Origin of the sequence: Cryobacterium sandaracinum (assembly GCF_004403415.1) — a bacterium.
In the GTDB taxonomy this organism is placed as follows: domain Bacteria; phylum Actinomycetota; class Actinomycetes; order Actinomycetales; family Microbacteriaceae; genus Cryobacterium; species Cryobacterium sandaracinum.
Map to the genome: position 1 here is coordinate 24,403 of NZ_SOGO01000009.1, position 24,894 is coordinate 49,296.

At 67.7% G+C, this 24,894-nt stretch carries 21 protein-coding genes; 8 read left to right on the top strand and 13 right to left on the bottom strand.

The annotated features are described in order from the left end of the window. Positions 1-15: 15 nt before the first annotated feature. The 3 genes from E3T25_RS02640 to E3T25_RS02650 form a co-directional block, all read right to left on the bottom strand. Complete coding sequence (locus E3T25_RS02640) at positions 16-990, bottom strand: carbohydrate ABC transporter permease (protein WP_104100776.1); 975 nt, start codon at positions 988-990, stop codon at positions 16-18. Next, positions 987-2,120 carry a carbohydrate ABC transporter permease gene (locus E3T25_RS02645; RefSeq protein ID WP_134342291.1) on the bottom strand — a complete coding sequence of 378 codons (1,134 nt, stop codon included), beginning with the start codon at positions 2,118-2,120 and terminating at the stop codon, positions 987-989. Before E3T25_RS02645 ends, E3T25_RS02640 begins: the two co-directional genes overlap by 4 nt. Before the next feature lie 155 nt (positions 2,121-2,275). After that, positions 2,276-3,592: an ABC transporter substrate-binding protein gene (locus E3T25_RS02650; RefSeq protein WP_104100774.1), complete on the bottom strand. Its 1,317-nt coding sequence runs from the start codon at positions 3,590-3,592 to the stop codon at positions 2,276-2,278. A 313-nt stretch (positions 3,593-3,905) separates the two neighbouring features. Here E3T25_RS02650 and E3T25_RS02655 point away from each other — a divergent pair, with 313 nt between their 5' ends. Beyond that, positions 3,906-4,940 carry a LacI family DNA-binding transcriptional regulator gene (locus E3T25_RS02655; RefSeq protein ID WP_104100773.1) on the top strand — a complete coding sequence of 345 codons (1,035 nt, stop codon included), beginning with the start codon at positions 3,906-3,908 and terminating at the stop codon, positions 4,938-4,940. A 136-nt stretch (positions 4,941-5,076) separates the two neighbouring features. Here the strand turns inward: E3T25_RS02655 and rplL are convergent, their stop codons facing one another. The 4 genes from rplL to E3T25_RS02675 form a co-directional block, all read right to left on the bottom strand. Next, positions 5,077-5,460, bottom strand: coding sequence for a 50S ribosomal protein L7/L12 (rplL, locus tag E3T25_RS02660; protein WP_104100772.1), 384 nt, complete (start codon positions 5,458-5,460; stop codon positions 5,077-5,079). Positions 5,461-5,512: 52 nt separating this feature from the next. Next, the gene (gene rplJ / locus E3T25_RS02665; protein ID WP_104100771.1) at positions 5,513-6,028 is read right to left on the bottom strand and encodes a 50S ribosomal protein L10; all 516 of its coding nucleotides are present in this window, start codon (positions 6,026-6,028) and stop codon (positions 5,513-5,515) included. Positions 6,029-6,480: 452 nt separating this feature from the next. Further along, positions 6,481-7,989: a sensor histidine kinase gene (locus tag E3T25_RS02670; protein ID WP_241980555.1), complete on the bottom strand. Its 1,509-nt coding sequence runs from the start codon at positions 7,987-7,989 to the stop codon at positions 6,481-6,483. Continuing rightward, positions 7,986-8,735, bottom strand: a complete 750-nt coding sequence (locus E3T25_RS02675; RefSeq protein ID WP_134371984.1) for a response regulator transcription factor — start codon at positions 8,733-8,735, stop codon at positions 7,986-7,988. Before E3T25_RS02675 ends, E3T25_RS02670 begins: the two co-directional genes overlap by 4 nt. Positions 8,736-8,931: 196 nt before the next feature. Between E3T25_RS02675 and E3T25_RS02680 the strand changes: the two genes are divergently transcribed. The 3 genes from E3T25_RS02680 (at position 8,932) to E3T25_RS02690 (ending at position 12,483) form a co-directional block, all read left to right on the top strand. Continuing rightward, on the top strand, positions 8,932-9,588 hold the full coding sequence (locus tag E3T25_RS02680) for a YqaJ viral recombinase family protein (protein ID WP_370295361.1): 657 nt from the start codon (positions 8,932-8,934) through the stop codon (positions 9,586-9,588). 406 nt (positions 9,589-9,994) lie between these two features. Next, positions 9,995-11,059: an NADP-dependent oxidoreductase gene (locus E3T25_RS02685; RefSeq protein WP_241980557.1), complete on the top strand. Its 1,065-nt coding sequence runs from the start codon at positions 9,995-9,997 to the stop codon at positions 11,057-11,059. Continuing rightward, positions 11,056-12,483, top strand: coding sequence for a cryptochrome/photolyase family protein (locus E3T25_RS02690; protein ID WP_134371988.1), 1,428 nt, complete (start codon positions 11,056-11,058; stop codon positions 12,481-12,483). The genes E3T25_RS02685 and E3T25_RS02690 overlap by 4 nt, the downstream gene beginning before the upstream one ends. On the opposite strand, the gene E3T25_RS02695 is transcribed toward E3T25_RS02690, so the two are convergent. Next, on the bottom strand, positions 12,480-13,043 hold the full coding sequence (locus E3T25_RS02695; protein WP_134371990.1) for a GNAT family N-acetyltransferase: 564 nt from the start codon (positions 13,041-13,043) through the stop codon (positions 12,480-12,482). The genes E3T25_RS02690 and E3T25_RS02695 overlap by 4 nt on opposite strands. Before the next feature lie 109 nt (positions 13,044-13,152). Next, the gene (gene aceB, locus E3T25_RS02700) at positions 13,153-14,835 is read right to left on the bottom strand and encodes a malate synthase A (protein WP_104100766.1); all 1,683 of its coding nucleotides are present in this window, start codon (positions 14,833-14,835) and stop codon (positions 13,153-13,155) included. Positions 14,836-15,021: 186 nt separating this feature from the next. Between aceB and E3T25_RS02705 the strand changes: the two genes are divergently transcribed. Further along, a complete protein-coding gene (locus tag E3T25_RS02705; protein ID WP_134371992.1) occupies positions 15,022-16,512 on the top strand; it encodes a helix-turn-helix transcriptional regulator in 1,491 nt (496 codons plus the stop codon). Between the two features lie 83 nt (positions 16,513-16,595). Further along, positions 16,596-18,026 carry an NAD(P)/FAD-dependent oxidoreductase gene (locus tag E3T25_RS02710; RefSeq protein WP_134371994.1) on the top strand — a complete coding sequence of 477 codons (1,431 nt, stop codon included), beginning with the start codon at positions 16,596-16,598 and terminating at the stop codon, positions 18,024-18,026. 215 nt (positions 18,027-18,241) lie between these two features. On the opposite strand, the gene E3T25_RS16615 is transcribed toward E3T25_RS02710, so the two are convergent. Continuing rightward, complete coding sequence (locus E3T25_RS16615; protein WP_158250260.1) at positions 18,242-18,394, bottom strand: hypothetical protein; 153 nt, start codon at positions 18,392-18,394, stop codon at positions 18,242-18,244. Between the two features lie 623 nt (positions 18,395-19,017). Here E3T25_RS16615 and E3T25_RS02715 point away from each other — a divergent pair. Then, complete coding sequence (locus E3T25_RS02715; RefSeq protein ID WP_134371996.1) at positions 19,018-19,575, top strand: ABC transporter ATP-binding protein; 558 nt, start codon at positions 19,018-19,020, stop codon at positions 19,573-19,575. Positions 19,576-19,942: 367 nt separating this feature from the next. Here the strand turns inward: E3T25_RS02715 and E3T25_RS02720 are convergent, their stop codons facing one another. The 3 genes from E3T25_RS02720 to E3T25_RS02730 form a co-directional block, all read right to left on the bottom strand. Continuing rightward, positions 19,943-20,602, bottom strand: a complete 660-nt coding sequence (locus E3T25_RS02720; RefSeq protein WP_134371998.1) for a GntR family transcriptional regulator — start codon at positions 20,600-20,602, stop codon at positions 19,943-19,945. A gap of 70 nt (positions 20,603-20,672) precedes the next feature. Then, positions 20,673-21,827, bottom strand: a complete 1,155-nt coding sequence (locus E3T25_RS02725; RefSeq protein ID WP_134372060.1) for an acyl-CoA dehydrogenase family protein — start codon at positions 21,825-21,827, stop codon at positions 20,673-20,675. 38 nt (positions 21,828-21,865) lie between these two features. Next, positions 21,866-23,119 (bottom strand): CaiB/BaiF CoA transferase family protein, encoded by a 1,254-nt coding sequence (locus E3T25_RS02730; RefSeq protein ID WP_174843910.1) that lies wholly within the window; start codon positions 23,117-23,119, stop codon positions 21,866-21,868. A 209-nt stretch (positions 23,120-23,328) separates the two neighbouring features. Here E3T25_RS02730 and E3T25_RS02735 point away from each other — a divergent pair, with 209 nt between their 5' ends. Continuing rightward, positions 23,329-24,888 carry an APC family permease gene (locus tag E3T25_RS02735; protein WP_104100760.1) on the top strand — a complete coding sequence of 520 codons (1,560 nt, stop codon included), beginning with the start codon at positions 23,329-23,331 and terminating at the stop codon, positions 24,886-24,888. Positions 24,889-24,894 lie beyond the last annotated feature (6 nt).

Here is a 24,894-nt window from a genome sequence, read left to right on the forward strand (position 1 = left end):
CAGTCGCTGATGCGGCTAGCCCTTCGTCGAACCGGCCAGCAGGCCGCGCACGAAGTAGCGCTGCAGGGAGAAGAACACGATCAGCGGAACCAGGATCGAGATGAACGCGCCGGCCGTGAGCAGGTGCCAGTCCTGGCCGCGGGTACCGGTGATCTCGGCCAGCAGCTTGGTCATCGGCGCCACCGCACCGTCGGCGAAGATCAGCGCCACGAGCAGGTCGTTCCAGACCCAGAGGAACTGGAAGATGGCGAAGGATGCGATCGCCGGCATGGTCAGCGGCAGCACGATGCGGAAGAAGATCTGCCCGTGACCGGCGCCGTCGACCCGCGCCGCCTCGATGACGTCGGCGGGAATCTCCGACACGAAGTTGTGCAGCAGGTAGATGGCGAGCGGCAGGGCGAACATCGTGTGCGCGATCCACACCTGCGAGTAGCCGCCGGCGTCGCTGATCGAGGAGACCACCGGGAAGCCGAAGACCTCACCCCGCGAGAAGAACTGCAAGAGCGGCACGAGGGCCATCTGCAGCGGAACGATCTGCAGCGCGAAAACCGCGATGAACAGCACGTTCTTGCCGCGGAAGTCGATCCAGGCGAATGCGTAGGCCGCGAGGCTGGCGATGATCAGCGGCAGCAGTGTGGCCGGCAGGGTGATCGCGATCGAGTTGATGAACGCACCGGCCAGATTCAGCTGACTGTTGCCGGCCTGGAGCACATCGCTGTAGTTGTCGATGGTCAGACCCCAGTTCGAGAAGAGCGTCCACCAGCCGGTGGTGCGTACTTCCTGCGCCGGGCGGAAGGAGGAGACGAAGAGCCCGAAGGTCGGAACGGTCCAGAGCACGGCGATCACGAGCGCCGCGATCGTAGCGCCTCGGCTGGTCAACCGCTTCTTGGTGCGCTTGGCCGCCGCGAACTCCTGACGGCGCTCGCCTCGGCGAGTTTGGCTCTTGGTGTTCTTGTCGACGGGGAGCTCAACCGGAAGAATCGCGCTCATCGGATTTCCCTCTGCTTCTGAATCTGGCGGGCGTTGTAGACGACGATCGGGAGCACGAGCAGGAACAGGATCACGGCGAAGGCGGCGGACCGGCCCTGCTCGAAGTTCTTGAACTGCGTGTACATCTCGTTCGCGATGACGCTGGTGTCGTTGGCGCCTGCGGTCATGGTCCGGACGATGTCGAAGACCTTGAGGGAGGCGATGGAGATCGTCGTCAACACGACGACGAGGGCGCCGCGGATGCCGGGCACCGTGACGTTGGTGAACTTCTGCCAGGCGTTGGTGCCGTCGAGTTCGGCGGCCTCCATCTGCTCGGCAGGCACGCCCTTGATGGCGGCGGAGAGCACGACCATGGCGAAGCCGGTCTGCACCCAGATCAGCACGACGATCAGGAAGACCGTGTTCCAGGGTGCGTTGGCGAGGAAGTCGACGGGCTGGCCGCCGAACCACACCACAACCTGGTTGAGCAGGCCGATCTGGTTCTGGTCGGCCGGCCGGGCCGTGTAGACGAAGCGCCAGATGATGGACGCCCCGACGAAAGAGATGGCCATGGGCATGAAGACCATGATCTTGAAGTACTTCTCGCCGCGGCTCTTGTCGATGAAGACCGCATAGGCCAGGCCGGCGATCGTAGACACGAGCGGAGTGATGAGCACCCAGACGATCGTGTTGAGCACCGTGCGGATGGCCTCCGGCTGGGTGAACACCCAGACGAAGTTGTCGAGGCCGATGAACTCGGTTCCGCGGGAGTTCATGAACGCCTGCACCGTGGTCTGGATGGTCGGGATGATGAGTCCGACGATGAGGAGCAGGATGGCCGGAGCGAGGAAGCCGAAGAGCTGGAAGAGGTAGCCGGCGCCGGAGCGTGAGCGGTAGTCGACGATGAAGAAGACTCCGCCGAGCACGGCGGCCGCGGCGATGGCCCACCAGTATGATCCCGCGGCGAGCAGGATGAGCAGCGGGGCGGCGACGCAGACGGCGAGACGGATGACGGTGTAGCCGGTGCCCTTGCGCGGGGCTATCTCGACGACGAACAGGATCGCGGCCACCAGGGCGACGAACGCGAGGATGATGATGGGGACTTGGACCAGGGGCGGCAAGTCAGCCAGCCAGGCAAGGAACGCCGACATATGAAACCTCTCGAGTACGACTGCGGGCTCACAGTTTGCTGGTGGGGCGGAAAACTACCGCCACGGTACACCAGCAGGGGAGTGCGGGTCGCCCCTTTTCAGGAGGACGACCCGCACGGTTGTGGTGCTGTTAGATGAGCTGGTTCCGAATTGAACTAGCTGGAGGGCCAGCCGGCTTCGATGCTGGTGAGAACCTCGTCGGTCGGGGCTCCGTTGATCCAGTTGACCATTCCCTTCCAGAAGGTGCCGGCGCCCACGGAGCCGGGCATCAGGTCGGAGGCGTCAAAGCGGAAGGTGGTCTCCGGGTCCTGAAGGATCTTGATGGCTTCCTGCAGGATGGGGCTCTTCGCGTTGGCCGGGTCAAGACCCGAGTTGGCGCTGATGACTCCACCGAGGCTCACCCGGCTATTAGCCCAGTCGTCGCTGGAGAGGTACGTCTGAACGGCCTGGGTGTCGGCGTCATCCGCGAATGCGGCGACGATCTCGCCACCACCGGTCACGGCCTGGCTGCCGGCCTCTTCGGCCGGGGTGATGAAGGCCCAGACGTCACCGTCGGGACCGACCTCTCCGCCGGCATCCGTGATGAAGCCGTCGAAGAAGGATGCCTGGTGGTGCAGCGCGCAGGTTCCTGCGGCGAGCGGCGTGGCCACGTCACCGAACGGGGTGCTGTTGATCGAGCGAACATCACCGAACGTGGCGTTGACGTTGGCAGGGTTCAGCAGGATCTCTCCGACGGAGTCGAAGGCGGCCTTGATTGCGGGGTCCGTGAACGGGATCTCGTTGGCAACCCACTTGTCGTAGGTCTCCGCTCCGGCCTGACGCAGGACGAGGTCTTCGACCCAGTCCGTGCCCGGCCAGCCGGTGGCGTCGCCCGAGCCGAATCCGGCGCACCACGGAGCGCTGCCGGTCTTCTCCTGGATGGTCTTCGTCACGGCGAGGAGTTCGTCCCAGGTCTCGGGAACTTCGACACCCCACTCGGTGAACTTAGCCGGGGAGTACCAGATGAAGCCCTTGACGCTGGCCATCAGTGGCGCGCCGTAGAACGTGTCCCCGACGGTGCCGTAGGCCTTCCAGTCCTTGGACCAGAACTCGTCGACGTTGTCTTCGACGGCTTTCGGGGCAGGCTTGAGGAAGTCGCGGCTGGCAAGGTCGGCCATCAGTCCGGGCTGCGGGAAGATCGCGATGTCGGGAGCACTGCCACCCTGGGCGCGGATGGCGATCTGAGCCTCGAACTCCTTCGACGCCTCGTACTGGATGTCGATGTTGTTCTCTTCTTCCCAGGCAGCCCAGGACTTCTCGAGGAGCTTGGCCTCGGTGTCACCGATGGTGCCGTAGACGGAGACGACGCCGTCGCCTTCAGCTCCGGAGTCGGTGTTCGTGCTGCCGGGGCCACCGGAACAGCCGGCCAAGGTCAGACCGGCGATCGCCGCAATGGCGATGGGTGCTGTGATTCGGCGGTGGAATGACCGCATTTTTCCTCCTCGTTGAGTTTGATGAAGATGCGCCGGGGATATCCCCGGACAAACACCCAGGTGCTGCAGGAACAGCTTCTGTGCCGAAAACGATCAGATAAGGAACCGGTTCCACACCACAAGGTACGGTACGCCGGGCCGAATCGCAAGACCAGATTTGTCACGGAATGGCAAAGATCGCACTCCCGCCACGACACCTTCGAAAGTTCGTCCCGCGGGACGTGTCGCATTCCGGCGGATATAATGGAACCGGTTCCAGCGAGCCTGCCAGAGCTGTACAGTGTTGGAAACGGGTCCAAGGGCGGAGGCTGGAATGAGCGCAATAGCGGATGTCGCACGCCTCGCCGGCGTCGCGAAGGCCACAGCCTCCCGTGCCCTGAGCGGTCGTGGCTATGTGTCGGAGCAGACCCGGATCAAGGTCATCGCTGCAGCCAGGGAGATTGGTTACGTCGCTTCACCCAACGCGGCCAGCCTCGTCACCGGCCGAACCAAGAGCATCGGCGTGATCATCCCGTTCATCAGCCGCTGGTTTTTCTCCGAGGTTCTGGAGAGCATGGAACAGGCGCTGCTGGACAAGGGGTACGACATGACCCTCTACAACCTGCCGGCACCCTCACCTGAACGGGAGAGGGTCTTCGAGTACTTCCTCGCGCGCAAACGCTTCGACGGAGTGATCTCGGTCGGTGTGGCGCTCAGCGATGAGGAGGTCACCCTGCTGCACCGTCTGGGCCGCCCGCTGGTCGGAATCGGCGGACCCATCCGCGGCGTGGACACGATCGCCATCGACGACGTTGCCGCGGCCCGGCTCGCCACCGAGCACCTGCTCAGCCTGGGGCACACGGACATCGTGCACATCGGCGGCAGCAAAGAAGACGAGATGGACTTCCAGGTGCACAGCAACCGGCTCACCGGTTTCTACGCCGCCATGAGCGCCGCAGGCCTGCCCACCGAACGCTCGGGCCTGTTCTACGCCTGCGAGTTCACGATGCCGGGCGGCTACGAGGTGGGCCTCGCCGTGTTCGGCGACCCGCGCACCCGCCCCACCGCGGTCTTCGCCGCGAGCGACGAGATCGCGATCGGTTTGATCGTCGCCGCCAGGGAACTGGGCATCCAGGTGCCGGCCGACCTGTCCGTGATCGGGATCGACGGACATCCGTATGCCGATATGTTCCGTCTGACCACCCTCGAGCAGCACCCGCGCACACAGGGCCGGCTCGCGGTGCAGGCCCTCCTGACGGAATTGGAGAACCCCACTCAGCACGGCGACGAGGATCACCTGACCCGGCTGCCCACGAACCTGGTCATCCGCTCGAGCACCAGCGGCCCACGGCTCACCCACGGGGGCTGACACCGTGCGTCGGGCCTGACGGAACGGGCATAACGACAGAAGGCGCCGCATCCGATGGATGCGACGCCTTCTGTGTGTGGACGGCTTGCGCCGTCACGCCTCTACGAGAAGCAGAGAACCCCTCGCGGGGCCCCGACTACTTGAGGACGGCGGTGGCGCCGGCAGCTTCGAGAGCAGCCTTGCCCTTTTCAGCGGCTTCCTTGGAAACGCCTTCGAGGACGGCCTTCGGCGCGCCATCGACGACGGCCTTGGCCTCGCCGAGGCCCAGGCTGGTGAGCTCGCGCACAACCTTGATGACCTGGATCTTCTTGTCGCCGACAGCCTCGAGGATGACGTCGAAAGCGGACTGCTCTTCGACCTCTTCAACGGGGGCGGCGGGACCGGCAGCGCCGGCAGCGGCGACCGGTGCAGCGGCGGTGACCTCGAAGGTCTCCTCGAACGCCTTGACGAACTCGGAGAGTTCGATGAGGGTGAGTCCCTTGAACTGTTCGAGCAATTCCTCGGTGGAAAGCTTTGCCATGATTTTTCTCCCTATAGTTTCTTAGTTACTCACCGCGATGCCAGGCAGATGCCTAGTTCGCGGACTCCTGCTTCTCACGCAGCGCGTCGATGGTGCGAACAGCCTTCGACAGCGGTGCGTTGAACAGATATGCGGCTCCGAACAGCGAGGCCTTGAATGCGCCGGCCAGCTTGGCCAGCAGCACTTCGCGGGACTCGAGGTCGGCGAGCTTGCCTACCTCTGCGGCGGTGAGCGGGTTACCGTCGAAGTAACCACCCTTCACTACCAGGAGAGGGTTTGCCTTGGTGAAGGCACGCAGGGTCTTCGCAACGGCGACAGGGTCTCCGTGAACGAATGCGATTGCGGACGGACCGACAAGCTCGTCGTCAAACGACGTGATGCCGGCGTTGTTCGCCGCAATCTTGGTCAGCGTGTTCTTCACCACGGCGTACGTGGCGTCCGCACTGATGGAAACGCGCAGCGACTTGAGCTGCGCAACAGTGAGACCGCGGTACTCGGTGAGCAGAACGGCGGTCGAGCTCTGGAATTTCTCCGTAAGCTCGGCGACCGTTGCTTCCTTGTTCGCCATGGCGCTCCTCTTGGTTTCATGTGCCGGTAGCCCGGGGAGCAGACATGAAAAAAGCTCCGGCGCAGGCGCCGGAGCTGGGAACGCATTCCAGTGAATGCAGTCTGACTTCGAATCCTGCGCGGGCCGTTCACGTGAATGAACCTTCGATTGCCAGTGCATTTCTACACGGCAATAACCGGCGGTCTTTGGCTTTCGCCCACGATACGGGATGGTGGAGGCCGGTGCAAATCGGCATCCGTTCACTGCATCCCCGAACCCGCCTCCCGCTGCCCGCTGCCCGCCTGCCCGCTGCCCGCCTGCCCGCCTGCGACTCCTGAACCCGACCCTGAACCAATTCGACGGAGATTTTGCCCGAAATGGCCGGTTTCGGGTTCAAAACCTTGTTCTGGAGCAAAATCTCCGTCGAATTCGCATGGCGAACCGGGCAGACCACGCACCGGCACGGGACGGGGTCAGGCGAGCGCGACGGGGAGGGAGACGCGGAAACACGTGAAACCGGGGCGGCTCTCGACCTCGATCTCGCCCTGGTGCGCGGCCACGACCGCGTGGGCGATGGCCAGGCCGAGGCCCGTGCTGCCCGTTCCCCGGTAGCGCGTGCTGTCGCCGCGGGCGAAACGCTCGAACAGTGTGGCCCGGAGGTTCTCGGGGACGCCGGGGCCGTCATCCGTCACTGTCAGGATAACGCGGTCGTTCTGGCGCGCGAGGGCCACGTCGACCGTGGTCTCGGGGGGCGTGTGGATGCGCGCGTTGGCGAGCAGGTTGGCGAACACCTGGTGCAGCCGCGCGGCATCACCGACGATTTCCACCGGCTCGTCGGGCAGCTCCAAGCCCAGCACCCGTCCCGGGCCGGCGGCGTGGGCGTCGCTGACGACGTCCACGATCAGGCTGGTCAGGTCGACCGGGCCGCTGACCAGCTCCCGGCCTTCGTCGAGACGGGCGAGGAGCAGCAGGTCTTCGACCAGGCCGGTCATCCGCACCGATTCCGACTCGATCCGCCCCAGGGAATGCAGCGCGTCCGGCGGCAGTTCCTGGTCGGAGCGGCGGGTGAGTTCGGCGTAGCCGCGGATCGACGCCAGCGGCGTGCGCAGCTCGTGGCTGGCGTCGGCGACGAACTGGCGCACCTTGCGCTCACTGGCCTGACGTGTTTCGAGCGCCACGTCCACGTGGTCGAGCATGCGGTTCAGCGCCGATCCCACCCGGCCGACCTCGGTGCGGGGGTCGGTGTCGGCGGCCGGTACCCGGTCGACGAGCGAGACCTCCCCACGGTCCAGGGGGAGCTCGGACACCCGCGCCGCCGTCTCGGTCACGCGCACCAACGGGCGCAGGGCGAGCCGCACGATCCAGGTGGCCAGAATCGCGACGATGAGGATGCCGACCAGGGAGACCACCGCAATGATGATGCCCAGCTGGGTGACCGTGTTCTGCACCCCGGAGAGCGGCAGGCCCACCAGGTAAAGGGTGCCGTTGCGGGTCGTGTCGGCCCTGACCCGGTAGCTGCCGGCGTCTTCGCCGAGATGCACCGTCACCGCGGTCGATTCCCGCATCTGTTCGGCCAGCAACTGCACCTGCTCACCGGTCAGCTTGGCGATCTCGCCGCTCTCCTCCTCCGTGTAGCCGGCCGTGACGGTCGAGCCGTCGTAGACCAGGGCCAGCGTTCCAGGCTGCTGGGCCGGACCGGACAGAATCATCTGCGCCGTCGGCGTGAAGAGTGCCCCGTTGCCGCCCTCGTCGTCCGCATCCCGGCGCACGTCGATCACGGCGCCTGACCGGTCCGACGCGCTTTGCAGCTGCTGGTCGAGGCCGTCGATCAGGGAGGCACGGAGAATGGCGACGCTGACCATCCCGATACCGATACTGACCAGGGCGAGGAGGCCGACGACGGCGAGCACCAGCCGCCGGCGCAGGGTCCACGGCGCGCGTCGCCGGCGAGCGCCCGGCTCGCGGGGAGAATTCGGGGTCACGAAGCGGTCTTCAACATATAGCCGGCGCCGCGCACCGTGTGGATCATCGGCACGCGGCCGGCGTCGACCTTCTTGCGCAGATAGGAGATGTAGATCTCGACGACGGAGGACTTGCCGCCGAAGTCATAGCTCCACACCCGGTCGAGGATCTGGGCCTTGCTGAGCACCCGCCGGGGGTTGCGCATCAGGAAGCGCAACAGTTCGAATTCGGTGGCGGTCAGCTCGATCGCGTCTCCCCCGCGGAACACCTCGTAGCTGTCCTCGTCGAGGGTGAGGTCGCCGACCGAAATGCGGGGATCCAGGGAGTCGGCCACGGTGAGGGTGGACCGGCGGATGAGCCCGCGGAGCCGGGCGACGACCTCTTCAAGGCTGAACGGTTTGGTGACGTAGTCGTCGCCGCCGGCCGTCAGCCCCTTGAGCCGGTCGTCGAGGGAGTCCTTGGCCGTGAGGAAGAGCACGGGCGTCTCGTGGCCGTCCGACCGCACGCGTTGCAACACCTGCAGGCCGTCGAGGTCGGGCAGCATGATGTCGAGCACGATCGCATCCGGCCGGAATTCGCGGGCGATCGTGAGCGCCTGACGCCCCTCGCCGGCCGTGCGCACCTCCCAGCCCTCATAGCGCAGCGCCATCTGGAGCAGATCGGTCAGCGTGGGTTCGTCGTCGACCACGAGCACCCGGATGGGGCTGCCGTCCGCCCTGGTCAGGCGCGGTGCGCGGACCACTCGCTCGTTCTCGCTAGTGCTCATGATTACCAGTATCCGAGTGTTGGCTATGAATCGGCTATGCGCAGTCTTGGTCTCTGCTGTGACGCGAAACCGTCATCCGTCCGCTGTCGCCCCGCAGCCATAGCGCGACGGCTGATGCCGCCCGGCGTGGGCAGGCCCGGCGAACAGGCACAATGGAACAGTGACGAACCAGCTGCTCTCCCTGTTCGATGAGGAGGTGCATCCGTCGCCCGTCGACGCCCGGCCGGTGGCGCCCCTGGTCGCCGCGGCGCACCTCCGGCGCATCGTTGCCGATTCCACCGACCGGGTGACCTGGCTGCGGGCCCGCGCCCAAGGGATCACGGCCACGGATGTCGCCAAGCTCGCCACCCCGAAATCGCTGCAGACCGCCGTCTACGACAAGCTCAACGGCAGCAGCTTCAACGGCAACAGCTTCACGGACCACGGGCGCGCCCGGGAGCCCGAGATCGCGGCCTGGGTGCTCGGCCGCTACGGCATCGAGCCCAGCACGGCCCTGTTCCACGCGGCCCACCACCGGCGGCACCTGGCCACCCCCGACGGCGTCGGCACCGGTTCAGGCCAGGGTGCCGGCGGCCTTGAACTGGCCGAGATCAAGACGACGAGCAAGGCCTGGCGCAGCATCCCGCGCTCGTACTTGCGTCAGGTGTGGTGGCAGCAGTACGTGCTCGGCGCCGAACGCACCCTGCTCGTCTGGGAACAGCACCAGGACTTCGTCCCCGTGAATGCCGAGCCCGAGTGCCGGTGGATCGACCGTGACGAAGACCAGATCGCGATCCTGGTGGGGTACGCCAACAACCTGATCGCCCTGCTCAACCAACAGACCACCTCGGGTCCACCGCCAACGCAGGCCTGACCGGTCGTCCACCGGTTTCGCAGCGCGCGGATGCCCGCGGGAAAGCCGCTTGCCGGGTGTCGCAGGCGGCTTTCCCCTCGGCGTCACGCCACTACTGATCGAGCAAGTTCGCGCCGCTTCGGGTGCGGTACGACTTTTTCAGATGAGCCGGGCGGAGTGCTGAGTACTGGCTCGGTGGGGGATGAACCGAACCCAAGAGAGACCGGATGCGGGAAACCAGGGACTCTTCCACACACCGGGGTCGGTCCCCCTTTATGTGGACAGACTATGCGCCTGGCCCCCCTTCCAGCCAGACCTCGCCGCCACCAGATTCGGCCTCTTGCACCCCCAATTCGAGGGACACCGGGATGTGCCGGTTTGTCCCGGTTGTGCCCCGGCGGCGCGCAACCCACGAGAGAATGGGCAGATGGGAAACGCCACGAATCACTCACCGACCATGCGCGCCCTCGTGATCGACCGCCCCGGCCCGGCCGACGAGCTGCACCTTGCCGAGGTGGACGCCCCGATCGCGATTTTCGATGAACTCCTCGTGCGGGTCGTCGCCGCCGGAGTCAACCCGATCGATGCCAAAACCAGGGCCGGCGGCGGCGTCACGAAGGCCATCCGCGGCTACCCGGCCGTGCTCGGACTCGATTTCAGCGGCGTCGTGGTCAGCGCTCCCTACGAGGCGTTCCCGCTGCAGCCCGGCGACGCGGTCTTCGGCATCGCCCGCGTGCCCCGCACCCCCGGCAGCTACGCCGAGCTGGTGACCGTCTCCAGCCTGAACGTCACCCGCAAGCCCGTGCGACTCAGCCACGTCGAGGCGGCCGCCGTACCGGTGGCGGCGCTCACCGCGTGGGGCATGGTCGTGGACCTGGCCGCGGCGGCTCCCGGGCAACGGATGCTCATCCACGCCGGCAGCGGCGGGGTCGGCCATTTCGCCGTGCAGTTTGCCAAGGCCTTCGGCGCCCACGTGACCGCGACCGGGTCGACCCGCAACCTTGATTTCCTGCGAGAGCTCGGCGCCGACGCCGTCATCGACCACACCCAGACCCGGTTCGACGAGGTGCTCTCCGGGCTGGACGCGGTGATCGACCTGGTCGGCAATGTTCACGACAACACCGGCACTCGGTCGCTCGGCGTGCTGCGCCCCGGCGGAATCCTGGTGAACGCGCCGACCGGAAGCTGGCCGACCATGGCGGAGGAGGCCGCGGCCGCGGGCATCCGTGCCACCGGATTCAAAGTGGCGCCCTCCGGGCACACCCTCGACGTCATCACCGAACTCATCGACGACGGCGCCGTGCGGGTGCACGTGGACCGGGTGTTCCCCCTCGCAGACGGCGCGGCGGCGCACCGCCTGATCGAGGAGGGACACACACGCGGCAAGATCGTGCTGCGGGTGACGGATGACCCGACCGGCTCCTCTGCGGACTCTGCCTCTGCCTCTGCCTCGACCGCTGCCGGCTCCGACTCTGCCGGGCCTCGCTCATGAGCGGCGACGGCCCGTCCCTCGTCTGGTTCCGCGACGACCTGCGCCTCGCGGACAACCCGGCCCTGCAGGCCGCGCTCGAACGCGGCAAGCCGATCGTGGCCGTGTACGTGCTGGACGATGAGTCCCCTGCGGTCCGGCCGCTCGGTGGCGCGGCCCGGTGGTGGCTTCACGGGAGCGTGACAGCGCTGGCCGACTCGCTGGAACGCCTGGGCGGCCGGTTGACGCTGCGCCGGGGGCCGGCCGAGGACATGATCATGGCGCTCGCGGCATCCGTCGGCGCCGACGCCGTATTCTGGAACCGTCGCTACGGCGCCGCCGAGCGCGAGGTGGACACCCGGATCAAGTCGGGCCTCACCGCGGCCGGAACGGAGGCCCGCAGCTTTGCCGGCGCTCTCCTGTTCGAGCCATGGACGATCCAGACCGGCCAGGGGGGCACCTACTCGGTGTTCACCCCCTTCTGGCGGGCGTGCACGGCCGGCCCGCCGCCGCGCGCACCCTACCCCGCACCCGAGTCGATCCCCGGCTTCCCCGGAGAGATCCCCTCCGACGCGCTCGCCGGCTGGGGCCTCCTGCCGACCCGGCCCGACTGGGCGGCCGGGCTGCGGGGCGCCTGGCAGCCCGGCGAGGACTCCGCTCACCGCCTACTCGAGACCTTCCTGAGCGAGTCCCTCACTCGGTACGGCGACGAGCGCGACGAGCCGGCCCAGGCGGTCACCTCGCGTCTGTCGCCGCACCTGCGCTGGGGCGAGATCAGTCCATTCCAGATCTGGCATGCAACCGAGCGGGCCAGGATCGGCCTCACCGGGCCCGCCCAGGCCAGTGCGACCCGATTCCTTACCGAGATCGGCTGGCGGGAGTTCAGCTACCACGTGCTGTTCACCAACCCCACCCTCGCCACCGTCAACCTGCGGCCCGAATTCGACGCTTTCCCCTGGCCGAAACTTGACCAGCGCGTGCTCGAAGCCTGGCAGCGCGGCCGCACCGGGATCTCGCTCGTCGACGCCGGCATGCGAGAACTCTGGCGCACCGGCAGCATGCACAATCGAGTGCGCATGGTGACGGCATCGTTCCTGATCAAGAACCTGCTGATCGACTGGCGGCTCGGAGAGCAGTGGTTCTGGGACACCCTCGTCGACGCCGACGCCGCGAGCAACCCGTTCGGCTGGCAGTGGGTGGCCGGGTCCGGCGCCGACGCCGCCCCCTTCTTTCGGGTCTTCAACCCGGAGCTGCAGGCGAAGAAGTTCGATCCAAACGCGGAGTATATCCGTCAGAACGTGCCGGAATACGGCACGGATGCCTACCCGGCCCCGATCGTCGACCTCGGCGAGACGAGACGGGCGGCCCTCGCCGCCTACGAACAGATCAAGGGGATGAAGGAGCAGTCGATCGCGGCCCGCGCGGCCGGGGCGGAGGGCACCGGTTAGAGCGCCCGCTCCAGCACGAAGTCGTCCTCGTACCGTTCGCCCACCAGGAAGCGCTTCTCGCCGACCGTGACGAACCCGTTCTTCTCGTAGAAGCGAATGGCCCGCGCGTTCTCCTGGTTCACGCCCAGCCAGCTGCCGGCCGCGCCCCGCGCCCGGGCGGCGTCCAGGGTCGCGTTCATCAGGGCCGCCGCCACCCCGCGGCCGTGCGTCTCGGCGCGCAGGTAGCACTTGCTCAGTTCCGCCGTGGGTCGGATCGTGGCCGCCGCCCGCGCATCGTCATCGGCCGGCTCGGCGAATACGAGCATCGTGTAGCCGAGCATGACCCCGGCCGCCCCGGCCGCCCCGGCCTCCCCGGCCTCCCCGGCCACTTCGGCCACGAGAATCAGCCGGTCCGGGTCGGCCAGGTAGGCGTCGAAGTTGCCCTCCGCGAGCACGTCACGCAGGAACGCGGCGATGGCCTCGGCCGAGGTGTGTGGCGGGCAGGCGAGCGCGAAGGTGGCGACGGCCAGCTCGGCCAGCGCCGCGGCATCCGTCGCCGTCGCCGTGCGAATCTCGATCACCGATCCAGCTTATCGACGCCCCCACCAGCCCACCACTGCATGCGAGAGCGCGCACGATGCCCCCTCAGTAGTGCTGAACGGGCTGAGTGCGCGCTTACGCGGCCAGGAGCTACAGGTAACGGGCGTACGCTCCCACGGTGAGGAACGTCGGGAACTCGGGCTCGAGCGCGCATGCCCGGAACACCTCGAGCGCGTCGTCGAACCGGTCTCCGGGCGTGCGCTCGAGTGCCTCGTAAACGTCGACGAGCTGTTCCTCGACCCAGGTTCCGTCGATCCGGATGCCCTCGGCGGTGATCGAGCCCAGGTGGATCCACTGCCAGATCTGTGAGCGGGAGATTTCCGCGGTCGCGGCGTCCTCCATCAGGTTGTCGATGGCCGCCGCGCCGACGCCGCGCAGCCAGGACTCGATGTAGCGCAACCCGATCGTGAGGTTGTCGTGAACGCCGGCCTCGGTGATCTGCCCGCCGACGGACTCCACGTCGAGCAGCTGGGCGGCCGTGACGCTCACCTCGGCGCGGGTGCGGTGCAGCTGGTTCGGCTGGTCGCCGAGCACGCGGTCGAACTCGGCCTGGGCCGTCGGGATGAGGTCCGGGTGCGCCACCCAGGTGCCGTCGAAGCCGTCGGTGGCCTCGCGCTTCTTATCGGCGGCCACCGCCTCGAGGGCACGCCGGGTCACCTCCGGGTCGCGCCGGTTCGGGATGAACGCGCTCATTCCGCCGACGGCATACGCACCGCGCCGGTGGCAGGTCGACACCAGCAGCTCGGTGTAGGCGCGCATGAAGGGCACGGTCATCGTGATCTGCTTGCGGTCGGGGAAGACGAACCGGCTCCCGCGGGTGCGGAACGTCTTGATGATGCTGAAGATGTAGTCCCAACGTCCGGCGTTCAGGCCTGCGCAATGGTCACGCAGCTCGTAGAGGATCTCCTCCATCTCGAAGGCGGCCTGGATCGTCTCGATCAGTACGGTGGCCCGGATGGTGCCGTACTCGATGCCGAGGCGGTCCTCCGAGTGACTGAAGATATCGTCCCAGAGACGGGCCTCGACGTGGCTCTCGAGCTTCGGCAGGTAGAAGTACGGTCCGCTGCCGCCCTCGATCAGGTGCTGCGCGTTGTGGAAGAAGTACAGCCCAAAGTCGACGAGGCTGCCGGACGCGTTCGTCCGGCGGTTCGCGCGGTCGACGAACGTCAGGTTCTTCTCCACCAGCTGCCAGCCGCGCGGGCGCATCACGATGGTGGGCGTGGCGCCGGTGGCGTCGCCGGTGACGGCGTATTGCTTGCCCTCCGGGCTGGTGAAGCTCAGCTGACCGCGCACCTGGTCGAACAGGGTCAGCTGGCCCTCGACGACGTTCGCCCAGGTGGGGCTGGTGGCGTCTTCCTGGTCGGCCAGCCAGACCTTCGCGCCCGAGTTCAGCGCGTTGATGGCCATCTTGCGGTCGGTCGGCCCGGTGATCTCCACCCGGCGGTCGACCAGCCCGGGACCCGCGCCGGCAGCCGTCCAGGTGAGGTCACGACGGATGTGCGCGGTCTCGGTGAGGAATCCCGGGTCGCGCCCATTGGAGGCATCCACGCGCTTGCGCAGTCGAGTCGCCAGCAAGTCCTGCCGCGTACCGGCGAACCGGTCGTGCAGCTCGGCCAGGAATACCAGCGCCTCCGGCGTGAGGATCTCCTCATAGCGCGGACCGAGATCGCCGGTGATCTCGAGGTGCGGTTCGATGGTGGCAAAACTGCCGGTGTTCGTGGTCAGACTGGCGGCCTGGACCTGGTCGGATGTCGCCAGGGGCGGGGTGTTCATGGGCTGAGCTCCTTCGGAAGTTGAACGGGGAGGGCTGCGTGACTGGCGCCGCCTGGGGAAAGCGCCATTGCTTGCCTGACTCCCACTGTGGACTAGGAGACCCGGTCACGCCGTCGCCGGCATAACAGAAGAACAGCATTTCTTCTGGCTACGAGAAGTTATCCCCGGAGTATGTGAGCATGGGGCATGGTCACCGTCGATCCCGCCTTCCGCTCCTTCCTGTCCGCGGCTCCTCCCGAGGAGGCAGGGCTCGATGCGCTCACCCTGGGGCGGCGCATCCGTGAACTGCGCACGAACCGGCGCATGACTCTGGACGCCCTTGCGGCCGCCATCGACCGGGCACCCTCTCAGGTGTCGATGATCGAGAACGGCAAGCGCGAGCCGCGCCTGTCGATGCTGCGCACCATCGCGACCGCGCTCGGCACCACGGTCGACGACCTGTTGAAAACGGATGCCCCGTCCGAGCGGGCGGCGCTGGAAATCGCCGTCGAGCGCGCTCAGCGGGGCCCCGTGTTTACCGCCCTCGGACTGCCGCATATCCGCGTTGGCCGGGGAACGAGCGACGAAACATTGCAGACACTGCTCAGCCTGCACAACGAGATCCTGCGCCTGCACCGGGAGCGGGCGGCGACCCCGGAGGAGGCCCGGCGAGCGAACGTGGAGCTGCGAGCCACCATGCGGGCCCGGGACAATTACTTCCCCGAGCTCGAGGCACAGGCGCAGCGCCTGCTCGCCGCGGTCGGCCACACCGGCGGGCCGGTTTCCCACCAGGTGGTGGCCGACATGGCGACCCATCTCGGCTACTCGCTGCACTACGTGGGCGACCTTCCGAACTCGACCCGCTCGGTGACGGACAAGCGCAACCGGCGCATCTACCTGCCCACCGAGCAGTCGGCGTCCCGCGACTCCCGCTCCCCCATTCTGCAAGCGTTCGCCACCCTGCTCTGCGAACACGAGGAGCCCGGAAACTATGCGGAATTTCTGTCTCAGCGGGTGGAGACCAACTATCTGACCGCGGCCATCCTGCTGCCCGAAAAAGACACCGTGAAACTCCTCACCGAGGCGAAGAACCTGCGACGTATCTCGATGGAGGATCTGCGGGACGCCTTCGCGGTGTCCTATGAGACGGCGGCGCACCGGTTCACGAACCTCGCCACCGCGCGGCTCGACGTCCCGGTGCACTTCATGAAGGTGCACGAGTCCGGCACCATGATCAAGGCGTACGAAAACGATTCGGTGCGCTTCCCGAGCGACGCGCTCGGCGCGGTCGAGGGCTCGACGGTCTGCCGCAACTGGACCGCGCGCACCGTCTTCCACGTCGCCGACCGGTTCAGCCCCTGGTACCAGTACACCGACACCCCGAGCGGTACCTTCTGGTGCACCTCGCGCATCGAGAAGGCCAAAGAGGGCGACTACTCCGTCAGTGTGGGCGTGCCGTTCACGCACGTGAAATGGTTCCGTGGCCGCGAAACCAACAACCGGGCCGTGTCCACCTGTCCCGACGAGTCGTGCTGCCGCCGCGCGCCCGAGGATCTCTCGGAGCGCTGGTCCGGGCAGTCCTGGCCGGCCGCGCGCACGCCCACCAGCCTGCTCGCGGCCCTGCCCACGGGCACCTTTCCCGGCGTCGACCAGACCGAGGTGTTCCAGTTTCTGGAGTCGCACGCGCCGGTGAGATGAGAGCGGGGCGGGCACATGGCCGACGGGGACCGCGCCTGAGATGATGAACGAGTAGCAGAGCCGCGCCGAACAAAGGACGATCCGTGGGCACGACCATTTTCGAGCGGGCCAGGCCCGCCGCATCCGTCATCGCGGGCGCCCTCGCCGACACCCGCTCCGCGCCGTTCTGGCTGGACGACGTGTCTCCGCAGACCGGCTACCCGACCCTCACGGCCGACCTCGACTGTGATCTCGCCATCGTCGGCGGCGGCTACCTCGGACTCTGGACCGCCGTGCTCGCTCAGCAGGAGAACCCGGGCGCTCGCGTGGTGCTGCTCGAAGCGCGCACGATCGGCTGGGCTGCGTCGGGCCGCAACGGCGGTTTCTGCGAGGCCAGCCTGACCCACGGCGAGGAGAACGGCCGACGCCGCTGGCCGACGGAGATCGACCGGCTCACCGAACTCGGCCTCAAGAACCTCGACGAGATCGAGCGGGCCGTCACCGAGCTCGGGCTGAAGTGCGACTTCGAGCGCACCGGCGCCATCGACCTGGCCGTCGAGGAGCACCAGGTCGACTGGCTGCGCGAGGAACCGACCGGAACCGACAGCGTGTTCCTGGATGCCGCGGCCCTGCGCGCCGAGGTCGGCTCCCCCACGTACCTGGCCGGCATCTGGCACAAGCGAAGCAACGCGCTCGTGCACCCGGGTAAGCTGGCTACCGAGCTCGCCCGGGTCGCCACCGAACTTGGGGTCGAGATCTTCGAACACACCCCGGTGAAGAACCTGGACACGCAGGGACTCACTCCGGCGCAGGGCACCCGGCTCCGCACCGACTCGGGTGTGGTGCGGGCGACGAAGACCGCGCTGGCGACCAACGTGTTCCCTTCGCTGCTGGCCCGCAACCGCCTGTCCACGGTGCCGGTCTACGACTACGTGCTGATGACCGAGCCGCTGTCGCCCGATCAGCTCACCGCCATCGGCTGGCAGAAGCGGCAGGGACTGAGCGATCTGGCCAACCAGTTCCACTACTACCGGTTGAGCGCAGACAACCGCATACTCTTCGGCGGCTACGACGCGATCTACCACTACGGAGCCCGAGTGCGGAGCGGCTATGAGAACCGGCCGGAAAGCTTCCAACAATTGGCCGGCCACTTCTTCACCACATTTCCGCAGCTGGCCGGGCTGCGCTTCAGCCACCAGTGGGCCGGCGCCATCGACACGTCGACCCAGTTCTGCGCGTTCTATGGCACGGCCCGCGGCGGACGGATCAGCTACGCCGCCGGGTTCACCGGTCTGGGCGTGGCCGCGACGCACTTCGCGGCGAAGGTCATGCTCGACCAACTGGCGGAGCGCAGGACCGAGCGCACGCAGCTGGAGATGGTGCGCGGGCGGCCGCTCCCGTTCCCACCGGAGCCCCTCGCTTCGATGGGCATCCAGACCACGCGCTGGTCACTCGACCGCGCCGACCACAACCGAGGCCGCCGCAACATCATCCTGAAGACGCTCGACGCGCTGGGCCTCGGCTTCGACTCGTAGGGCTCGATAGCGCTCGGAGCGCTCGGAACCCTGGCAGCGTCCGCTGCCCGAACGAATTCGACGGAGATTTGGCTCAAAACGGTTTAAACCACGTTGGGAGAGCGCTCCATCCTTAAAATCTCCGTCAAATTGGTTCGACGGGCGGGGTGGGTGAGCCACGGCATCCGTGGGTCCGAGGCAACGGATGCCGCGGCGCGGCTCAGGCCTCCCCGGGTTCAGGTCGGGACGGCGCTGATCAGGAGATAGCGGTCGCCGATGACCTCAAAGGCCGTGCTGGTGGCCTGCACGATGTCCATCTGATTCGACAGGTCGTTCAGGAGGTCCATGATCGGCCGGTATTCCAGCTGGCTGCGGATCTGACCCAGCACCCGTTGCGACCCTCGGTCACACCGACGCGGTCGGTGTGCGGTTCCATCTCGCTCAGGCATTGTTCCGCCCGCGAGATGAACAAGGCCACCGACCGCGGAAACAGCCGGCCTCGTAGGCCCCCGACGGAGTGCCGGATGGTCGTCCCCGAAGGCCCGCTGGCCTCGGTCAACGACCGGGTTGGCCAGCAACCGTGCGGTCATGTCCCCCTCCACAGGCTGCGGCCCAGGTTGCAGAAGTGCCACGCCTCGTCGCGGCTGACGCCGGACTCGACCGTGGGCCGCTCCTCCTGCTCGATCACGCGGGGCACCGCGGCCAGCGGGACGGGCCGTGAGCGAGGTGAGCTCGGGGAACATCTCATCCCCGGCCCGGGGCGCGCCCCGTCCAGCGCGTCCAGCCACTCAGCCCGCAAGACTGCGGTCCGCCATAGCCCTCGACGAGGTCAACCATGCTGGGCTCGTAGCGGCCCGGTGTTGCCGGAATCTTGTCCCCACAAGACACCACGGTTGTATGCAACAGTGCCCCCCGATTCAGGGGCCAACTCAGAGGAATATGGCATAGTGAGCACCGGAATTCGAGAAGATTGCATACAGTAAAACCCCCTGGATCGAGTCGGAACGGAGGGATGAGTCGTGAAGACCTTCCTCTCCTCCTGGCAATCCCCCGGCGAACCTCATTGCTCTCACGCCCGTCGGCCCCGACGTCGGCCGACGATGAGCCTGTCCCCTCCGACGGATTCCGCGCCACGGCACTGCTCGACCCGCGCGGTCTGCAGATTACCGAGAGCACCCAGACGGGTGCCCCGGTGCTGGCCACGGGCATCTCCCTCTCGGCGGCGCGGGGTGAGGTCATCGGCCTGGTCGATGTCACCGGTTCCGGGGCACACGAGATCGCTCTGGCCATCGTGGGCCGGCTGCCCGAACCGGCGGTGATCGCGGCCGGCTCCATCCTGATCGACGGTATCGAGCTCGTCGGGGCATCGTGGCGCGCCCTCAACCGGTTGCGCGACACGAAAATCCCTCTCACTTCCCCTGCCGCGCCGACGGGCCCGGCCCCGGCCCCGGACCAGATCATCGGCCGCCAGCTCGCCCGAACCCTGCGCCGGACAGGGGGTCTGTCCCGAACGGATGCCGCCCGGCGTGCGTTGGAACTCCTCGAGAAGGTCGGGCTGCCGGATCCGTAGGCGACGTCGCTGGTGGTTCCGACCCAGCTCGAACCGACCGCGCTGCTCCAGGTGACGATCGCGGCCGCGCTCTCACAGCCCCCGGGCATCCTGATCCTGGACGAGCCGACGCGCGCCGTCGAGGCTGCGGGCGAGCTCTCCGCACTGGAGCTCTGCCGCGGGTTCCTCCAGGAGTTCGGACTGTCGATCATCGTGGTCTCCCGGAACCTCGGCCTGGCGGCCGCCACCTGCGACCGAGTGGCGGTCGTGGAAGCGGGACGGGTCGTCGAGCAGGCTTCGGCGGCCGAGATCCTCGCTTCACCGCGGCATCCGCACACCCACAGCCTGCTCAAGGCGGCCCGCTCCGCGCGCGGCTTACCGGTTCCGGTTAGGCCGGTTCCGTCCCCGATCCGGACCGACCCGACGACACCGCGTTGCGCGCTGCGAGAATGTGCGAGCGCATGGCGACCTCGGCCCAGAGTGCGTCTCCCGACCATAGCGCCGTGAGGATGTCGCGGTGGTGGTGGTTGCTGCCGGCCCGGAAGACGGCGGCGTCGCGGCGGAAGAGCGAGGCCATCATCGGGGCGCGGCCGACGGACGCGGCCAGGGCCATCAGCTGGGTGACGCCCGACGCGGCCACGATGATGCGGTGGAATTCGGCGTCGAGCACGCCCAGCCGGCCGATGCCCTCGGCGTCGGTTGCGCGCACGAACTCCTCCATGGCGTCAATCAGGATGGCCAGCCGGTCGAGGTCGGCCGGCTCGATCCGCGCCGCCGCGAGGCCCGCCGCCCTGCTCTCGAGAGCCGCGCGAAGAAAATACGTCTCGCAGATCTGCTCGGTGGTCCATTCCACGACCGTGGCACCCCGGTTCGGCACGAACTCCACCAGGCCGGCCTCGTCGAGCCGGCGCAGCGCCTCGCGCACGGGGGTGCGGCTGACGCCGAGGTCCTGGGCCAGCGCCGTCTCCCGCAGCGTGGCCCTGGCGGGCAATTCCCCCGAGAGGATGCGCGCACGCAGGTTCGCGAACACGGTCTGTCCCCCCGTCATCCCCACTGTGCCCCTCCCCCGTCGATCGGCCTGACGGCCAATCTGCTTGCCACTATGTCACATCGCGGCCTCAGGAGAACGCGTTCAGGCCGGTCAGGGCCCGCCCGAGCACGAGCTGGTGGATTTCGTCGGTGCCCTCATAGGTGCGCACCGATTCCAGGTTCGCCAGGTGGCGCATCACCGGGAATTCGCTGGTAATGCCGTCGCCGCCGAGGATGACGCGGGCCTCGCGGGCGATCTGGATCGCCTCGCGCACGCTGTTGAGCTTGCCGATGCTGATCTGGGTGGGGGTCAGCGTGCCGCGCTCCTTGAGCCGACCGAGGTGCAGGGCCAGCAGCACCCCCTTCTCGTATTCCACGAGCATGTCGGCGAGCTTGGCCTGGATCAACTGGGTGGCCCCGATCGGTTTGCCGAACACCTCACGGGTCTTCGCGCGCAGGATGGCGGCGTCGAGGCAGCTGCGGGCGGCGCCCATGGCCCCCCAGACGATGCCGAAGCGCGCCTCGTTGAGGCAGCCGAACGGCCCGGACAGCCCAGTGGCACCGGGCAGGATCGCATCGAATGGCACCTGCACGGCGTCCAGGTGCACGTCGCACTGGATCGACGCACGCATCGAAAGCTTCTTGCCGATGGGGATGGCGGTGAAACCGATACTGTCGGTCGGAACCAGGAAGCCGCGCACACCGGCATCCGTTTGGGCCCAGACGATCGCGACGTCGGCGATGCTGGCCAGGCCGATCCAGCGTTTGGCACCCTCGATCACCCAGCCGTCGGCGCCCCGGGTGGCGGTGGTCGCCATCGCGGCCGGGTCGCTGCCGCCGGTCGGTTCGGTCAACGCGAAGCAGCCCACGAGCTGGCCGGCGGCCATGCCCGGCAGCCAGCGCTGCTTCTGCTCCGCAGACCCATACTTGTGGATGGCCGACATCGCCAGCGAGCCCTGCACCGAGACGAAAGTGCGCCAGCCGCTGTCAGCGGCCTCCAGCTCGAGGCAGACCAGCCCGTAGCTCACCGCCCCCGCGCCGGCGCAGCCGTACCCGGTGAGGTGCATGCCGAGGAACCCGGCCGCCCCGAGTTCAGGGATCAGCTCGGCCCGGAAGTGCTTCTCCTCGAAGTCGTCCTCGATGGTCGGCAGGATGCGGTTGGTCGCGAAAGCGCGCGCCGCGCGCGCCCAGACGATCTCCTCCGGCTCGAGCAGGGCATCGAGGTCGAAGACGGTGTCGACCAGCGGGCTGGGCACAAGCGGGGTGGGGCGGCCTGCGGCGGTCACGAGAGTCCTTTGGGGGTCGGCGGAACACGATAGAGACCTGTGGCTGGTACGGGGGCTGGTACGGGGGCTCGCCCTGGGGCAGCGGTCGGGGACGGGGCGAGCCAGTCGGCGCCCTCGTGCTCGCCCAGCCGCGGCGGGCACAGGCGGTAGGCGGCCGGGCGGCCGGCGAGGTGGATGGGGTTGGCAACCTGGCGGCTGGTGCGGCCGGCCGCACCCAGTTCCACCACCGGGTCGAGCCCCAGCGCGGCGGCGAAGGCGAACGCCTCGTCGAGGGTGTTGACCTGGCCGGCCGGCACACCGGCATCCGTCAGAACGCCCACCCAGTGCGCCGCGGGCTCGGGCCGGAGCCGGTCCTCAATCAACTTTTTCAGCACCGTGCGGTGCCGCACCCGGTCGGCGTTACCGCGGAACCGGTCGTCGTCGGCCAGGGCGGGAGCCCCGAGCAGTCGCACCAGTGTGCGGAACTGGCGATCGTTGCCCACCGCGATCACCAGCGGACGGTCGGCGGCGTCGAACAGCTCGTACGGCGCGATGCTCGGGTGTGCATTGCCGATCCGGGTCGGTGACTGCCCGGTCGCGAGGGTGCCCGCGGCCTGGTTGGTCAGGGCGGAGAGCAGGGTGGTCAGCAGGTCCACCTCCACCCGGTGGCCGGCGGTCCCGCTCGCGTCGGTCGCGTCACGCGCACGCAGGGCGAGTAGGACGCCGCTGACCGCGTTGAGCCCGGAGAGCACGTCCACGAGGGCCACCCCCACTTTGCTCGGCTCTTCGTCTGGGCGACCGGTGACGCTCATCAGCCCGCCGACAGCCTGTACGAGCAGGTCGTAGCCGGGCAGGCGGGCGCCGGCCCCCGCGCCGAAGCCCGTGATCGAGCAGTAGACCAAGCTCGGATTGACGGCCCGCAGCTGCTCGAAGCCCAGAGCAAACCGGTCCATCACGCCGGGCCGGAAGTTCTCCACCACGACGTCGGCGGTCTCGGCGAGTCGCCGGGCCACGGCCAGTCCCGCATCGGTGCCGAGGTCGCAGACGACGCTGCGCTTGTTGCGGTTCACCGACCCGAAGTAGGTGGAGTCCCCCTGCGCGTCGACCGGCGGCAGCCACTGCCGGGTGTCGTCGCCGGCCGGGCTCTCGATCTTGATCACGTCAGCGCCGAAGTCGGCCAGCATCATGGTGGCGTAGGGGCCGGCCAGTACCCGGGAGAAATCCGCGACCCGAAGGCCCGCCAACGGCTGCCCGGTTGCGTCCTGCGGCACGACCCACCTCTGTCCCCGTCGACTCGGACCACAGGACTCCGCCAGTGGCCGCTCTGACTCCGATCCTACCGGGCGGGTCGTGACCCGGAGGCAGGAACTGCGAACGGGAACTCTCGGTGAAAGTTGAATCCATCGGTTCCGTGCGTTTGCGCGCGCACAGCACTATGGTGAGCACATTCTCGCTCTCCGGCTCGATCGGAAAGGTTCCCATGTCATCACACGCGTCATCCCAGAGGAAAGGGCTCGGCGACGCCGAGCACCTCGAGGCCCTCGGCTACGAAGACACCTTCCATCGCTCGATGTCGCTCTGGGGCAATTTCGCCCTTGGCTTCACCTACCTCTCGCCGCTCGTCGGCGTCTACTCGCTGTTCGCCCTGGCCCTGAGCACGGGCGGGCCACCCTCGATCTTCTGGCTGGTGATCGTGGGCACCGGCCAGCTGCTGGTGGCACTGGTCTTCGGCGAGGTGGTGTCCCAATACCCGATCGCGGGCGGTATCTACCCGTGGACACGTCGTCTCTGGGGCAAGAGGTACGCATGGATGACCGCCTGGGTCTACGTCTGGGCGATGCTCGTCACAATCACCGCCGTCGCGGAATTCGGCAGCGGGTTCCTCGCCAGCCTGATCAACGCGCCCGTCACCAAAGAGGTCACGCTCGGGCTCTCGGTGCTCTTTCTCGTCGTGGCCTTCGCGTTCAACTTCTCCGGCACGAAGATGCTGGCCCGCGCGGCCCGGATCGGGCTCGCTGCCGAATTGATCGGCGTGATCGGTCTCGGCCTCTACCTACTCCTTTTCCAGCGCAAGCAGGAGTTCAGCGTCTTCTTCGACACCCTGGGCGTCGAGGGTGACGGCAGTTACGCCACCGCGTTCCTCGGGGCCGCGCTTGCCGGACTGTTCCTGTTCTACGGCTTCGAAGCCTGCGGCGACGTGGCCGAGGAGGTGCCCGACCCGGCCAGAGGTATCCCCCGGGCCATGATCCTCACCATCCTGGTCGGCGGCGTCTCCGCCCTGTTCTCGTTCGGCGGGTACGTCCTGGCCGCGCCGGACCTGCAGGCCGTGGTCGACGGGACAGACATCGACCCGATCCCCGCGATCCTGGACGCGACCCTCGGCACGGTCGGTGCCACGCTGTTCCTCATAGTGGCGATCACGGCCTTCCTGTCCTGCGTGCTCAGCCTGCAGGCCGCGGCCAGCCGCCTGATCTTCTCTTTCGCACGAGACGGGATGGTCCCCGGCAAGACCTGGCTGGGCCAGGTGTCCCCGCGCACGGCAGTGCCGGTCAACGCACTGATCGTCGCGTCCACGATCCCGCTGTTGCTCTGCGTTGTGATCTACCTGGGCGGCAGCACGATCCTGACCCAGATCACGGCCTTCGCGGTGCTCGGCATCTATGTCGCGTTCCAGGCCGTGGTTCTGGCCGCGCTCCGCCAGCGGTTCAAGGGGTGGCGTCCGGCCGGGCCGTTCAGCCTGGGACCTCTCGGGTTCATCGTGAACATCATTGCCCTGGCCTACGGGATCTCCGCCATGATCCTGCTGGCGCGCCCGGGCACGACCGGGGTGTTCCTCGACGACTGGATCGTGCTGATCGGTTTGGCTGTAGTGATGGGCAGCGGCCTGCTCTACCTCTTTATCGCGAAGCCGCACACCACCTCGCACCAGCCGGAGGGCGACGCGATCGCGGTCGCCGCGATGCTTCGCGCGCACCCGCAGAACACCGATCGGGACGACCCCGCACGCAGAGACGCACGCCCCACGATGGCCAGCGAGTGAGCATCC